Origin of the sequence: Paenibacillus oceani, assembly GCF_014705615.1 — a bacterium.
Classification (GTDB): domain Bacteria; phylum Bacillota; class Bacilli; order Paenibacillales; family NBRC-103111; genus Paenibacillus_AB; species Paenibacillus_AB oceani.
On sequence record NZ_JACXJA010000006.1, the window covers coordinates 206,661 to 221,055 of the forward strand.

At 56.3% G+C, this 14,395-nt stretch carries 15 protein-coding genes and 1 other annotated feature; of the genes, 8 read left to right on the plus strand and 7 right to left on the minus strand.

Annotated features, from left to right (window positions below; translation table 11 throughout):
- Positions 1–2 precede the first annotated feature (2 nt).
- Positions 3–992 (plus strand): metal-dependent hydrolase, encoded by a 990-nt coding sequence (locus tag IDH45_RS06130; RefSeq protein WP_190925703.1) that lies wholly within the window; start codon positions 3–5, stop codon positions 990–992.
- A 263-nt stretch (positions 993–1,255) separates the two neighbouring features.
- Here the strand turns inward: IDH45_RS06130 and IDH45_RS06135 are convergent, their stop codons facing one another.
- The gene (locus IDH45_RS06135) at positions 1,256–1,480 is read right to left on the minus strand and encodes an alpha/beta-type small acid-soluble spore protein (protein WP_190925705.1); all 225 of its coding nucleotides are present in this window, start codon (positions 1,478–1,480) and stop codon (positions 1,256–1,258) included.
- Between the two features lie 342 nt (positions 1,481–1,822).
- Between IDH45_RS06135 and IDH45_RS06140 the strand changes: the two genes are divergently transcribed.
- On the plus strand, positions 1,823–2,035 hold the full coding sequence (locus tag IDH45_RS06140; protein ID WP_190925706.1) for a DUF5325 family protein: 213 nt from the start codon (positions 1,823–1,825) through the stop codon (positions 2,033–2,035).
- Positions 2,036–2,206: 171 nt separating this feature from the next.
- Here IDH45_RS06140 and trpS read toward each other — a convergent pair whose 3' ends face one another.
- Both trpS and rpmG read right to left on the minus strand, forming a co-directional pair.
- Positions 2,207–3,190: a tryptophan--tRNA ligase gene (gene trpS / locus IDH45_RS06145; RefSeq protein WP_190925708.1), complete on the minus strand. Its 984-nt coding sequence runs from the start codon at positions 3,188–3,190 to the stop codon at positions 2,207–2,209.
- 44 nt (positions 3,191–3,234) lie between these two features.
- Positions 3,235–3,494 (minus strand) — a binding site (T-box leader).
- A 19-nt stretch (positions 3,495–3,513) separates the two neighbouring features.
- Positions 3,514–3,663 (minus strand): 50S ribosomal protein L33, encoded by a 150-nt coding sequence (gene rpmG, locus IDH45_RS06150; protein ID WP_120751850.1) that lies wholly within the window; start codon positions 3,661–3,663, stop codon positions 3,514–3,516.
- 228 nt (positions 3,664–3,891) lie between these two features.
- Here rpmG and IDH45_RS06155 point away from each other — a divergent pair, with 228 nt between their 5' ends.
- The 5 genes from IDH45_RS06155 (at position 3,892) to IDH45_RS06175 (ending at position 9,650) form a co-directional block, all read left to right on the plus strand.
- Positions 3,892–4,422 (plus strand): MogA/MoaB family molybdenum cofactor biosynthesis protein, encoded by a 531-nt coding sequence (locus tag IDH45_RS06155; protein ID WP_190925710.1) that lies wholly within the window; start codon positions 3,892–3,894, stop codon positions 4,420–4,422.
- An 833-nt stretch (positions 4,423–5,255) separates the two neighbouring features.
- A complete protein-coding gene (locus IDH45_RS06160) occupies positions 5,256–6,416 on the plus strand; it encodes a permease (RefSeq protein WP_190925711.1) in 1,161 nt (386 codons plus the stop codon).
- Positions 6,417–6,477: 61 nt separating this feature from the next.
- Complete coding sequence (locus IDH45_RS06165; RefSeq protein WP_190925712.1) at positions 6,478–7,488, plus strand: TIGR03943 family putative permease subunit; 1,011 nt, start codon at positions 6,478–6,480, stop codon at positions 7,486–7,488.
- A gap of 238 nt (positions 7,489–7,726) precedes the next feature.
- Positions 7,727–8,680 carry an aldose 1-epimerase gene (locus tag IDH45_RS06170; protein WP_190925714.1) on the plus strand — a complete coding sequence of 318 codons (954 nt, stop codon included), beginning with the start codon at positions 7,727–7,729 and terminating at the stop codon, positions 8,678–8,680.
- Between the two features lie 16 nt (positions 8,681–8,696).
- Complete coding sequence (locus IDH45_RS06175) at positions 8,697–9,650, plus strand: carbohydrate kinase family protein (protein ID WP_190925715.1); 954 nt, start codon at positions 8,697–8,699, stop codon at positions 9,648–9,650.
- 103 nt (positions 9,651–9,753) lie between these two features.
- On the opposite strand, the gene IDH45_RS06180 is transcribed toward IDH45_RS06175, so the two are convergent.
- Positions 9,754–10,284 carry a hypothetical protein gene (locus IDH45_RS06180; protein ID WP_317891153.1) on the minus strand — a complete coding sequence of 177 codons (531 nt, stop codon included), beginning with the start codon at positions 10,282–10,284 and terminating at the stop codon, positions 9,754–9,756.
- Positions 10,285–10,537: 253 nt separating this feature from the next.
- Between IDH45_RS06180 and IDH45_RS06185 the strand changes: the two genes are divergently transcribed.
- Positions 10,538–10,765, plus strand: coding sequence for an alpha/beta-type small acid-soluble spore protein (locus tag IDH45_RS06185; protein ID WP_190925716.1), 228 nt, complete (start codon positions 10,538–10,540; stop codon positions 10,763–10,765).
- Between the two features lie 252 nt (positions 10,766–11,017).
- Here IDH45_RS06185 and IDH45_RS06190 read toward each other — a convergent pair whose 3' ends face one another.
- From IDH45_RS06190 to IDH45_RS06200, 3 genes are all read right to left on the minus strand, one after another.
- A complete protein-coding gene (locus tag IDH45_RS06190) occupies positions 11,018–12,322 on the minus strand; it encodes a neutral/alkaline non-lysosomal ceramidase N-terminal domain-containing protein (protein WP_190925718.1) in 1,305 nt (434 codons plus the stop codon).
- A 220-nt stretch (positions 12,323–12,542) separates the two neighbouring features.
- A complete protein-coding gene (locus IDH45_RS06195; protein ID WP_190925719.1) occupies positions 12,543–13,547 on the minus strand; it encodes an SGNH/GDSL hydrolase family protein in 1,005 nt (334 codons plus the stop codon).
- A 40-nt stretch (positions 13,548–13,587) separates the two neighbouring features.
- Positions 13,588–14,382 (minus strand): alpha/beta hydrolase, encoded by a 795-nt coding sequence (locus IDH45_RS06200; protein WP_190925720.1) that lies wholly within the window; start codon positions 14,380–14,382, stop codon positions 13,588–13,590.
- Positions 14,383–14,395 lie beyond the last annotated feature (13 nt).

Consider the following 14,395-nt stretch of genomic DNA (forward strand, 5'->3'; position numbering starts at 1 on the left):
TTTTGGATACTGGAACGCATCTGGTAGTCGGACTCGGTTTGGCCGGATTGGCCTATGTGGATCCCGCAGTCGCATCTGACTCCGCTTTGGCTACCGCCGTATTGATCGGAACCGTGCTTGGCTCTCAGGCACCCGACCTGGACGGGCTGCTGCGCTTCCGCAGCAACGCGTCGTACATTCGCAACCATCGCGGAAAATCACACAGTCTGCCCGCCGTCGCCATCTGGACCGCCTTGATTACGCTTATGCTAGCCGTCTTGTTTAGGGGCGTTTCCGTACCGCACCTCGCTCTATGGGTGTTTATCGCCGTAGCGTTTCACGTGTTCAGCGATTTGTTCAACACTTACGGTACACAAGCATTCCGGCCCATTACGGAAAAGTGGATTTCATGGAACATTATTCACATTTTCGATCCGGTCATCTTCTCGTCCCATTTGATCGCGATATTTATGTGGTCGGTTCATATGGCCCCGCCCGCTCAAATTTTTACGGTACTTTACGGACTGCTGGCTCTGTATTATGTATGGAGGACGATCGTACATTTCGGCGTGGCCAGGCGGCTTAAGCTGCAGGACCCTCAGTACGCTCCGACGCACCGATACATTTTAATACCGACGATCCATCTGTACGCATGGAATGTGGTAAAAGAGACGGAGCCGAATCATTACACGATCGGCGAATTCCGCAACAACAAGCTTCGCTGGGTCGACAAAGTCCGTTGTCACGACCATGCGGCGATCGACGCAACCAAGAGCCATCCGGACGTAGCCGCGTTTCTGTACTTCACCTCTACGGCTTGCGCCGAAGTGAAGGAACATTCCTGGGGTTATGAGGTCCGCTGGACCGACGTTCGCTACCGCCACCGCAAGCAGTACCCGTTCGTAGCCGTCGTATTGATGGATAAAGAGCTTCGCGCGATCGACTCGTATGTAGGATGGCGCAGCGAAGGACGTGTCGAGAAGAAGCTGAAGATCAGCACGTATAACCCTTAAGCACATACCGGCCCGGAATATCGGGTATGTCGGCCCCTTATCCTATGCTGGAAAAAGAAGTTCCGGCGCGGGCTCCGGAAGAACTGCGAAGTTGTATCGTTTCAGGAAAAAAAGCGCGAGAAGCGCTTCTTTTTCTTGTTGGCGATATTTTCGGGCATACGCGCGTGCGACCCGTGTCCGGCACGATTCCCTAATCAATAGGAAAGCTCAAGGGACTCGGTCCCTTGAGCTTGTTCAACGCTTATGCGAGGCTGACCCGGCGATTAGCGTGCGCCGCCGGACAGTTGTTGCTCGGCGATTTGCACCAGACGGCGGGTAATATGTCCTCCGATCGCACCTGCGTCGCGAGTAGCCATGTAACCCATGTAACCGTCTTGCGGAATTTGAATGCCGAGCTCTTGAGCCACTTCATACTTCATTTGGTCCAGAGCTGCGTTTGCTTGAGGGACTACCAGAGAGTTGCTGCTGCGAGATTGACCTTTTGCCATAATAATGATGCGCTCCTTTCAATCTGCGTTCATGTTTGTAAAGGTGGTTTGCAAGCTTGCAAACTTATTATGTTACGTAGAACGAAATATATGCGCGAGGTTTATAAAAAACTTTCGAAGTTTTTCTGGTGCGGAATCCCCCCGTAATCCGATCGCTTGTCCGGCTTCGGATTCGTAGGTTTATATGTACCGCTGTACGGTTTCGCAGTTCGAAAGCTTATAAGCTTCCGCCCGGGCCGTCGGTAAAGCGTCCCTTTGCTTAATCCTTTGCCGCTGCAGTCCATACTCCTTTTCGTTCAAGCGCAAAGGCTGTACACTTTAAAGTAGAAACGGGGTGAAAGCATGAGTCGCACACTCGCTTTACTGTTCGCATTTGTCGGCACGTTCCTGCTGGTCGGCATAGGCGCCGCTCTCAGCTACCGCAGCCTGCTCGGCGCGCTGCTCCTGGCTGTTGTCTCCATCGCCTTTATCGGCTGGGGCTTCGTCCTCAAAGCCAAACTTCGCCGCAAAAACGAAGCCCGGGCGGATTCAAGCGCGGAACCTAAACAACCGTAACCGATGAAAGATCGGCTACGGTTTTTTTTCGAATCTGGCATCCGTGTCGGGCCAAGCTCCACTTTTTCCGCCCCCAAGCAAAACTACCGTTTACGCAAGGACAGTCGTTATGGATAAGGGTTCGTTTAGCCGCCCAGAACCTATTTAGTTGAATCCAGCATCGCTTAACGCTTACGGTTTCACGAAGCCCATCTTCTCTTTAACGCCTCTTAACGTCTCGTTCGCGATAACCGATGCCTGCTCGGCGCCTTGACGCAAAATCGTTCTCAGCTCGCCGGAGCTGCGGATGTCGCGATAACGCTGCTGCAGCGGCTCAAGTGCGCCTACGACCGCCTCAGCCAAATCTTTTTTGAACGGTCCGTATCCGAGTCCGTCGTATTTCGCTTCAATCTCGGCGATACTCAGATCGGCACAATGCGAATAGATGCTCATCAAGTTGCTCACTTCCGGCTTATTCGCCGGATCGTACTTGATTTCCCGCCCGGAGTCGGTTACAGCCCGGCTGATTTTTTTGCGGATCACGTCCGGTTCGTCGAGCAGGGCGATGGAGCTTCCCGGATTCGGGTTGCTCTTGCTCATCTTCTTGGACGCATCGTCCAGCGACATGATGCGGGCGCCCACCTGCGGAATGTACGGCTCCGGTACGATGAACTGCTCGCCGAACCGCTTGTTGAACCGGTGGGCCAGGTCCCGCGTAATCTCAAGATGCTGCTTCTGGTCGTCACCTACCGGTACGAGATCCGCGTTGTACAGCAAAATGTCGGCGGCCATCAGCGCAGGATAGGTGAACAGGCCGGCCCCTACCGATTCCTTGCCTTCCGACTTGTCCTTGAACTGGGTCATCCGTTCCAGCTCGCCCATATACACAAGCGTCGTCATCAGCCAGCCAAGCTCGGCATGGGCGGAGACATGGGATTGCAGGAACACGCTCGCCTTCGCCGGATCGATCCCTGCCGCCAGGAACAGAGCCGCTACCGTTTCGGTTTGTTCGTGCAGAGCAGCCGGTTCCTGAGGAACCGTGATCGCATGCAGATCTACGACCATAAAATAACATTGATGATCATGCTGCAGCTTTACAAAGTTTTTCATCGCGCCAATATAATTGCCAAGCGTCAAATTACCGCTCGGCTGAATACCGGACAATACGCGTTTCATTTCGAGCTCCTCCTTTTCGTCAGAAAAAACAAAAAACCCCCGCCGCAAGGGACGAGAGGTCGTGGTACCACCCTAATTCGTTTTACGTCCGGGCACAAGTCGCCTTCATACGTAAAACCTTAGACGTTCCGGTAACGGGGAACTGCCGTTCCGCCTACTCCAAAGCGCCGCCTTAAAGGCAGCGTCCGTTTCGGCTTCATGCTCCAGGACCCATTCGGACGACGCTCCGCACCGGTTTTGCAGCACCAACCGGCTCTCTGCAGCGGGAAATCGTCATCCTACTTGCTCCTGTCATCGCTTGCTTCTTGCTTATTGCCTGCGGATTAGCGGGTTTCGCGGTGAAGAGTGTACTTCTTCAGGCGAGGGCAATATTTTTTCATCTCGATCCGTTGCGGATGAGTCTTCTTGTTCTTCGAAGTCGTGTAATTGCGATCACCGGATTCGGTGCACGCCAAAGTAACGATAACGCGCATCTTACGCACCTCCTTTTCTATCGAACGCCAAATAGCCCGCAAATCATGCGGAAAGGTCCGCTAATTTTCAACTATGACAGCATAACATCTATAATACCAGCAAAGCCACTCCCAGTCAATTACGGAAAAGCCCGGAGCGCTGCGCCCGCTCGCCTTCTTTCCCCTTGTCCGGCAGCTCAAAAAAACGTATAGTCGAAGCATGTTGAAAAGAAAGGCAGGCATGTTGCCATGCACAACGAGACCCGCTCCGTCGAGGAGCATCGCAAGGAAGCGCCGTCCACCGTCCGCTGTTTAGTTGTCACGGTATCGGATACGCGCACCCCCGACACGGACACAAGCGGACAGCTGATGCGTTCGTTGCTGGAAGAAGGGGGATACGAGGTCGTCGGCTACCGGATCGTGAAGGACGAATACGAACCGATCCGCGAGCTCGTGCGCCAAGCTGCGGAAGACGTTAACGTCGAGGCGGTTCTGCTTAACGGCGGCACCGGAATCGCAATGCGGGACACGACCTACGAGGCGGTCCGGGATACGCTGGATAAGGAGATGCCGGGCTTCGGCGAAATATTCCGGTATTTGAGCTATGCGGAGGATATCGGACCTGCCGCGATTTTAAGCCGGGCCGTGGCCGGCGTCTGCGGCAACACCGCCGTCTTTTCGATGCCGGGCTCTTCCGGCGCGGTACGACTCGCGATGACCCGAATCGTCGTTCCCGAGCTGGGGCATGTGATGCGGGAAATTTACAAGGACCGCAAGTAACCCGGCTTCTCAGCAGTGCAGACCGCAGACGGTCCGGCAGCCCAGCGGCATCCTTGCACATGGCGGTTGATTACCTTATGAACGACAGGCACGGCGCGCAGGGAGCTGCGCCCATTCGCATTGCCGGATCAGTTGCCGGACAAGCCCGGCAACATGCCATGCCAGAACTGTGTGCCGCTGCATCAAGGTCAGTCGGTTAACCGCCAGTATGGCACACGGCCTTGTAACCATATCCGCAAGTGCCTTGAACCTCTTGACCGCTTTCGTGGTTATGGGGTTCTTTGCTATTCGGGCCAAGTTGAACCGTTTCGCCTCCCTCATTCGGAAACGAAAAGGTTTCCGGTTAGCGATTTGCCCGCTTTCATTTCTTTAAACAGTAACATTTACGAATAAATCGTGATATACTGGAAAAAACATGTCCTAACCGGCCGCTCGTCCGCATACGTTTATACTGTTTCTGCCGCAGCCACCGGGCCCGACGGAAGCACGCTTGCCGGCGAATCCATCGCCCGCAAAGCAGCTATCTATCTTGAATCCGTTTCCTAAGCAGCTATGTCCCGTAAGCTTCCAACCTTGAAAAAACCTGAATCTGGTACTTCCAAAGGAAGAGTGCCCGCAATCCCAAACATGGCAGCTGCTCGTTGGATCTGGCTGATCGTTTTGTACGTTTCTCGAGATGGACTGGCATGCAAAACTCAAGTCTATGCTTTCGAAGTTAAGTTTTGCTTCGCAAAACTCAAGCCCATGCTTTCGAAGTTAAGTTTTACTTCGTAAAACTCAGCCTATGCTTTCGAAGCAGTTTTGCTTCGCAAAACTTTGAGGAGGAATTCCCATTGCAAACGCTGCTGCGCAGAGGACCGCTCCTGGCCGGGCTGGCTTGCCTCGTCCTGCTAACGCTGATCGTAACCCGCAAACCGCTGCCCGATTTGTCGATCCTTACCGCTTTTCCGTGGGCCAACTTCAAAACGATTTTTATCAGCATCATCCTGGAGGCCATCCCGTTCGTCCTGCTGGGCGTCTTGTTCTCGGCGCTTCTCCAGGTGTTCGTCTCCGAACAGACGATCCGGCGCTGGACTCCACGCAATCCGGTGCTTGGCGTCGTTTTCGCCTGCACGCTTGGCCTGATCTTTCCGCTTTGCGAATGCGGCATGATTCCGATCGTACGCAGGCTGATGCGCAAAGGAATGCCCGTCTACATAGCCGTTACATTCATCTTGGCCGGACCTGTCCTGAATCCGGTCGTGTATGCTTCCACCTACATGGCTTTCCGCTCCAGGCCCGAGATGGCCTATTCCAGAATGGGGCTCGCCTTTGTCGTAGCGGCCGCGATCGGCCTGTACATCTATGCGTTCGTCAAACGGAACCCGCTTCGCGGGGAGCCCGGGCTTCATGCTGCGCCTTCCACTGCCTTGCAGCCGGGCAGCGGAAACTCCGGTAGCCTTCTCTCTCTGATCGGGACGCCGCGCCATGAACATGCAGACGGCCCTCAACATCAACATCACCATCACCATGATCACCAGCATGAACATCACAATCATCACGATCATCATCATCATGACCACGGCCATGCCGGAGCTCCGCGCAAAACGAACCGGCTGCTGTCGACGCTCAGCCACGCCTCCGACGAGTTTTTCGAGATGGGCAAATATTTAATATTCGGAGCGATGCTGACCGGCATTATCCAGGCCGTCGTCGCTAGGGAGAGCCTGGTGGCCGTCGGACAGGGCGATTGGAGCTCCCACCTGTTTATGATGGGCTTCGCCTACGTGCTGTCGTTGTGCTCGACCTCCGACGCCTTCGTCGCCTCCTCGTTCGCCACGACCTTCACGTCCGGCTCGTTGCTGACGTTCCTTGTGTTCGGACCGATGATCGATTTGAAAAATACGCTGATGCTGATGTCCGTCTTCCGCATCCGATTTATCCTGATGCTGACCGCCCTGGTAGCTGTCGTCGTCCTGATCGGCGCACGCGCGCTGGAGCTGCTTGTCTTGTAAGGGCCTTATCTTACGTTCGAGGACGTACCGTCATTTTGCCGATTGGAGCTGATTATGACTTATGAGTTACACCCGCGCCTGGGTTCATCCGACGATTAAAGCGCTGCTGCTGTTCGGCTTTGCCGCTTATATCGCTTATTTGGTCAAAACCGACCGGATCTTGTACTACATCTCTCCGCGCATGGTGCTGTACGTGAAGCTGTCCGCCCTGGGGCTGTACGCCGTCGGCGCTCATCAGCTGTACACCGGCTTGTCCGCCTATTGGAAACGGCGCGCCAGCTGCGACTGCGGTCACGATCACACCCCCGGCTCTCCCTGGAAATCCACCGTCGTTTATGGGATGTTCGCCTTCCCCTTGCTGCTCGGCTTTCTGATGCCGGACACGATGATGGGAAGCTCCCTGGCAGCCAAAAAAGGGATGAATCTGAACAGCGCGGCGGCCATCAAAACCGCTTCTCCGCCGTCTGGTGCGCAGCCCGGCCCCGCATCTCCCGAAGCTTCGCCGGCGGTCGAGCCTTCCAAGACCGAGTCCGTTCCGCCGCCAAAGCCCGCTCCCGCAGAGGAGGCCGCCTTATCCGACACCCGTACCCAAGCCGGCCCGAAACCGTCCCTTACGGACGCTGAGCTCGAGAAGCTGTTTCCGTTCGACATGTTTACGGAAGCGTTCGCGAAACATGCGCGCAAGCTGTACCCGTCCGGCCTGATCACCGTACCCGAGGAGCTGTACATCGAAACGCTGACGACACTGGATTTGTACGCCGACCAATTTACCGGCAAAAAGGTCAAGTTGAGCGGGTTCGTCTACCGGGACGAGACGATGAATGAACGGCAATTCGTCATCGCGCGGTTCTCCATCCAGTGCTGCTCGGCGGATGCCGCACCTTTCGGCGTCCTGGTCGAGTCCGACAAAGCGAACCTGTATGCGGCCGACCAATGGATCGAGCTGACCGGCACGATCGGCAAAACCAAGTTCGGCGGCTCCGAGCTGATGGTGATCCAAGCGCCCCAGCTGTCGAAAATCGAGGCGCCCAAGGAGCAGTACGTCTACCCCAACTACGACTTCGGTGCGTAGCCGCAGGCAGTAAGTCTCACCGTTCCCCTCAGCGCGCAGGTTCGTTTTTTCCGGGAACGTGACTCGCCCGGGGATATGCATCCAGCGATAGCCGCACCCTGGCACCCCGCAACTACGACTTCAGGTCGTAGTTTTTCTTTTGCGCATCAGCCGGCCCGGGGAAATGACGAATGACAGCGCAGGTTCCGTTTGCTACAATGGAAAGCGTGAATTCCGATCCGCAAAGGAGCATCGAATAATGGCTACAGTCGAGCAAAAGCAGTGGGATCAGACAGAGGTATATGTACTGGAAAACAGTAATTTTTCGTTATCGCTCATACCCGAAATCGGCAGCAACGCTTACCGGCTGTGGGACCGCATTGCAGAACGCGACGTCGTGCGCGTACCGGAAAGCGTAGCCCGCCTCCGCGAAAAATCGGTTCACTACGGCTTTCCGGTCCTGTTTCCGCCAAGCCGGGTACGCAACGCGACGTTTCCGTTTAACGGCAGAACGTACGAGCTGGAAGTAAATACGCCGGACGGTCACCATATTCACGGCATGGCACGGAACCGGCCTTGGCGGGTTGTGGACACGCACGCCGAGGGGGACGCCGCTTCGGTCACAACCGAATTCCGGACGTCCGATTTCCCCGAGCTGGCTTCGCAGTATCCTCACGATTTGACGGTGAACCTGCGGACGGAGATTAACGGCTCGACCCTTACGCAAACGTTCTCGTTCCGCAACGACAGCACGGAGCCCGCTCCATTCGGCTTTGGGCTGCATACGTGGTTTTTGCTTGACGGTCAGCCTGAGGCCTGGACGCTGAAAATGCCGGTGACGGACATCTGGGAGCTGAACGAGAAGCTGCTCGCCACAGGGAACCGCCTGCCGCTCGGCCGTTACGAAGCGCTGAACGACAGGTTGAATTTGCAGGGGCAGGATATGGACATGGCGTTCCGGATCGGCGACAAGCCTTCGGCCGCCGTATTGTCGAAGCCCGGCTATACGATCCGTTACAGCGGCAACGAACCGTTTACCCAATGGGTCGTCTATACGATGGGCGAAACCAAAGAGATCATCTGCCTGGAGCCGCTTACCTGGACGCCGGACGCGCCGAATCTGGAAGCCGGTCCGGAGCTTACGGGCATGCGCGCTGTTGAGCCGGGACAGACGCTGGAACTTGTAGTCGTATTGGAAATCGAACGAGGTTAAGGAGAGAGATCAGGAGATGAGCTTGTCAGCAGCGGTGATTGGCACCGTCTTTATCGATTGCAAAGGATTTGCCCGGGATTCGTACATTCCGACTGGAAGAAACCTCGGCTCGATTCAATTCGTACACGGCGGCGTCGGAAGAAACGTAGCCGAGAATTTGGCGAGAATGGGCGTACCGACCCGTTTCGTATCGTCGGTCGACGCGGCTGGTCTCGGCCAGGAGGTGCTGCTGCGCCTTCGCCGCACGAATACGGACACGCAATATGTAGCGGAAGCGGAACGCGAAGGTATGGGCATGTGGCTCGCCGTCCTGGATCAGGCGGGAGATCTCGCCGGCTCCATCTCGCAAATGCCCGATTTATCGGCGATGGAACAGATGATATCGCAGCGCGGAGACGAGATCGTGCGCGCGTCCTCGCATATTATGCTCGAACTGGATTTGAACGCGAACATTTCCAGAACCGTCCTCAAGCTCGCCAAGGAGCATGGGAAGCCCGTGTACGGCATCCCCGGCAACCTCGACGTGGTGATGAGCCATCCCGAGCTGATGAGCGGGCTCGCCTGCTTTATCTGCAACCATGTGGAGGCGGAGCGTCTGCTCGGAACCCCGGTTCATGAGCTCGACGAAAGCGGCCAGCGCGATGCGATGCTCGGCTATATGCGGCAAAGCGGTCTCGCTTCGCTCGTCGTCACGCTCGGTGCGGAAGGCTCGCTGTATGCGGTTGCCGAAAGCGGCGAGTTCGGGAAGCAGTCTGCGTTTCCGGTGAACGTGCAGGATACGAGCGGCGCGGGTGACGCCTTCTTCTCCGGAACGGCGATGGGACTGATGCGCGGGCTGGCTCTGAAAGACGCGGTCGTATGCGGCACGAAGGTGGCCGGCTGGACGATCGAATCGCCGGAGAACAACTGCCTGCAGCTCGATTCGCTGATGCAGAAGGACGAGATCATTCAGTCGCTGCTGGTCAACTAAATCCGGGTAAGCTCACGCAAGCTTGCAGGCCCGAAACTGAATATCGGCATATGCCGTCAGCCCTTCCAAGAGCGCCTCAGGTCAAAGGACCGGGCGTTCTTCTTCATTCCGGCGTATGTTCTGCCCAGGCTTCCATCTTCCTGCAATCCTCCGCGCTTTTCAAACGTTCCACCAGTTCGCGTACGACCGGCAGCGTATCGGGGAAATAAGGCCGGTAATCCAGCTCGCTTGTGTAGGCGAGGAACCGCTCCCCCAGCTCGAGCAACTGCTCGCGGCACTGCGCGGCCGCTACGACGAACGATTCCTGCTCGCGGGAAGTTCCGTCCTGCGATTCTTCAAGCAGTGTCCACTCCGCCGTTCCATTGCCCAGATGGTTGACCCGGAACGAATGAGCCCTGCACTCGGGGTCGCCGCAACCGCATACGAAAAACGGCATCCGTTTCCACTCCCGCGCCGAAGCAAAACGGTTCGGTTCCGTACTCTCCAAGCCGCTTAACAGAAGCGCGGGAAGTCCTACATCCAGACAAAGCGGCTCCTCAATCAGCAGTTCCCCGTCGATCGACAGCCTCACGTCCGCTTGAATAATTTGCAGCCCTTTATCGAACGACATCCGGCCCACCTTCAGTTCGAACACGGCTATTCCCCCTTTTCGCCACTTTTCCCGGAATTGCTTTCCTTGTCCGGCACACCGGATTTGTAGAACGCGGATGAATTGGTCCGATTTTCCAGTTTCGGGCATGAGTATTCCTTATTTTTCTGCTCATACTACTAGTACAAATTTAGAGCGAAGATATGGCTTGAAGACAGGAATTGGCCGCCTGGCGGCGCATTTTCATCCTAATCGGACAGCTCTGAAATTGTACTAGCTATCAACGGAGGTGATATAGATGGCACAAGGACAAAACCGTACCAGCAACTCGCTGGTAGTCCCTCAAGCGAATGCGGCTCTGGACCAAATGAAATACGAAGTGGCTCAGGAACTCGGCATTCAAATCCCGCAAGACGGGTACATGGGGTACATGGCTACCCGTGATGCAGGAGCAATCGGAGGCAATATCACTCGTCGTCTGGTTCAAATCGCTGAGCAACAATTGAGCGGCGGGTTCTCCCATTAATCGCATTCGTACCGAACACCCGGTTATTCGCTGGACAACCAGCTGATGCCGGGTTTTATTCATTTCCGTTTGTCCGGACGGGTCCGGGTTAACCAGCATTTTGTTCCATTATATCACGATAGACACTTCATGAGACCGCGAGTTCGAGTTTATGCAAAAAAGAACAGGCACGTCCTCGCACGGAAGACTCTGCCTGTCCTACTCACTTCGTATTCACTTCTCCTGATCTGATGCGCACAGCCCGCTGCCGCACTAAGTGGCCGATCTCAGTTCCTCCAGATGCTCAAGCGCCCTTTGCACGAACAGATCCCCGGTCTCCTCCTGCAGCCGGTTCATCGAGGTGATCCGCGGTTCATACCCTCCGAGCCGGTAAGACTCGGGCGTGCACACATACGTTCCGGCAAACCCGTTGCACAGCTCGTTAATGAGCGTCTGCCCGTATGGAGAGCGAGCCTTGATATCCAGCCCGAACTCGACGAAAATTTCCGCAGGCAGGCCGACGATGGCCAGCTCGCCGATCGTAATCGCCTGTATCTCCGCTTCCGTGGAACCTTCCCCGCGTCTGGCCGCCTCCAGCAGCTCCTTGGCGAAATTCCGCTCCACATGTCCTTCAGGCAGCCGGTCGAGCGCCTCATGCGCAGCTTGAATCTGCTCTTCCGTCGGTTGACGGTATTGCAGCGTAACGGCCGAATGCCGTTCGCCGATTTTGATTTCGCCGGAGGTACCGATTTTCTCCCGGACCTTCAGCACTTCGCCCGCCAAAATGCGTCCCATCTTGATATAATGCCGCGACGGCTTGGCATAATCCTCGATCCGACCGTTCATCACGTTGTAATGATTAATATTACCGCTCGTCCCCATCATGAACAAGCTGACCGTCTGCTCGCCCAGCGCTTTCTTCAGCATAACCGAGAGCTCGCCCGGGAAGTCGGCGCAATAATCGGTCCCCCCGACCGTGTCGGTATGGACGGCATAATTGGTAATGACCGCCATCGGCCGTCCTTGCGCGTCGTCGATCCGGACAACACCGACCTCGGGATCGATCGGTCCTGCGGGGCGGTCCACTTCCGGATTGCGCAAGCCCGGATTGGTCCTGAGCGTGCCGTCCTTCATAAAGAACCGCCGGTGGAAAGCGATATCCGCCTCATGCCCCGACCCGAAGCCGATTCGCGCTTCACGCCGGCTGTTATACGCAAGTATGACCGTATCGGCCGCTTTGTCCGCCAGCCATTCCAGGTAAGATTCATCCGCCTCCAGAAACGTCGTCGACACGACAGCCGGTCCGGTATGTGTATGCGTCGCCGAAACCATTACGCGATCAGGCGGTATAGCCGTAAATCGGGCGACTCTCTCCCGAATTCGTCGGACTACCCCCGTCGGCACCAAAATGGTGTCCAGCCCGACAAATGCGACAGCGCTTCCATCCGCTTCGGCGACGATCGCCTTCGCGTACAGCCTGTCCAGAATCCCCGTCGACTTCCGGTCGGCAAAATAGCCGGGAATCGTACTTCCAAGCGCCGGTGTAATGTCTGCTTCACTCACTCCGCACAGCAGCACAGCGTTCACTCCCCATTTTAATAAACATTAGATTTCAGCCCTATCATATACACAGCCGATACCAAAAAGCTTTAGCCGAATGAACAGGAAATTTGTACTTTTGAGCAAAATTCGGCTGTGCACCGGCAATTGAAATAAAGCCGCTCCCCGCCGCCGGGGCGGTCGCTGGAACAGCTTTATTTCGGATTTGCAGCAGGCGCTTAAGCTTGCACGCGCAAGCTTAAGCCTTCAACCAAGCATACAGCATATCCGCCATCTGCTGATACCCTTCAACCGCCGGATGAACGCCGTTGGATTGAATGATCTCGCTCCGGGGATTGCGCGCGTTGCCCCGGACCGATTCGGTCGGCATATTGCGGACACCGTCCAGGTTGACATGCAAGGGGATGAGTTCGATCCCGTCACGGCCGGAGAAACGTGCCAGCAGTTCCCGGTTCCACTGGAACCATTTGCGTTTATACTTCCGGCGACTATGAATCGCGCCGTAGCTTCTGCCGAAGCTGTCCTGTGTGCGCGACGGCGGAATAACGAGCATCATGCCGATGCGGATGCCCGGATCATACTTCCCTATATTCGCGATGATCGCTTCCAGCAGCGTCATGTTCTTCAGCAGAAACGGCTCCATCGAACCTTCTTCCTGAAAGTGAAACACATCGTTGATCCCCAAATGGATGCAGACGTCGTCCAGACCCGGCCGGCCGTTCGTCTCCATATACCGGGTGAAGTCGAAGCTCCCCCCGTCAAAGAGAAACGGGCTCTCCGGATGCTCCCAGTAATCCTTCACCTTCCAGCCGCCCCGGCCCTCATGGACATTGGGCGCCGTCCCCCGGGTGCCGACGAGCGTCAGATCGGCCGGGTCTCCCGAGAATAAACGCAGCAGCTCTGCTGTATATTGACCGGCCCCCGTCGTGCTGTCGCCGATAAACATAACGCGCCGATGACTCCCAGCTCCCGCATCGGCCGGTTTCACCCGGACGATCGTGCTTCCCGCATCAAGCCTCTCGCCTTCCTCCGAGTACACTTCCACCGTAAGCGGATAATCTCCCGGCTGCTCCGGCACGCACGTCCACCCTTCATTCCGGTGACGGCCGATCGGGGCATTTACGTCAAAATCGTACCGGGTCGCTTCCCCGCAAATCAAATTATCGAAATACACGTTCACTTCATGACCGACGACAGCCGGAATAACCGGCGGCATAAGCAATTCATACGGCCGCAGCAACATGCGAACGACTCCTCTCCGCTCCGAAAATCCGGGTCCGCCCTTACAGCCCGGCTACGAAAGGTTCCAATACCGCCATCGCTTTTTTCTGCATCGCGCTCGATACTCCGTAGAAGAAACCGTGCTGGGCGTCTGCAAAATAAACGACCTCGGACGATCCGCCGAGCTCCTGAATCCGCTTGCTCATCCGGTACACATACTCGTGAGGGAAATATTTCTCATGCTCGACGACCAGGAACAGGAAGTCCGGCCCACCCGCCTTCACGTACCGGTCCGGCGAAGCGAGGGCGAATTTGTCAGTCGCATCGCCATAAGAAGCGCCGATCACTTTCTCGATGCTCGTCTTGATTTCCTCGTTCATATCCGGCCATAACTCCAGAGTCCCGGGACCGTTGATCGATACGCACGCATCCGGCTTCCGCCAAGGTCCCTGCAGGTGAAGCGACGCTCCTGCACTTACCGCCTCTTCCGGCTCCATCTGAGCGAGCAGCGATACCAGATGGGCGCCTGCGGAACTGCCCAGCACAACGATCTTCCGGATCTCTGCGCCAGACTGCTCCAGATAACGGATGAACCGGTCGTAACCGTCCATAATGTCCGCCAACTGCTCGTGCCATTTGGCGCCCGGAGCGAGCCGGTAGCCTACACTCGCACACCAGTAGCCGAGCTTGGAGAAGTGCTCCAGGTGAGGGTGAAACGCATCCCGGGCTCCCGCGCTCCAGCCGCCGCCGTGTACGTAAAACAGCGCCGTGTCCTTAGCTGCTCCTATTGGCTTCGCAATGTCCGTAGCCCGTTTTACCACGATCGGATCGTCGTGATACAACGTGATTAACTCCATCGGTCTTCCATCC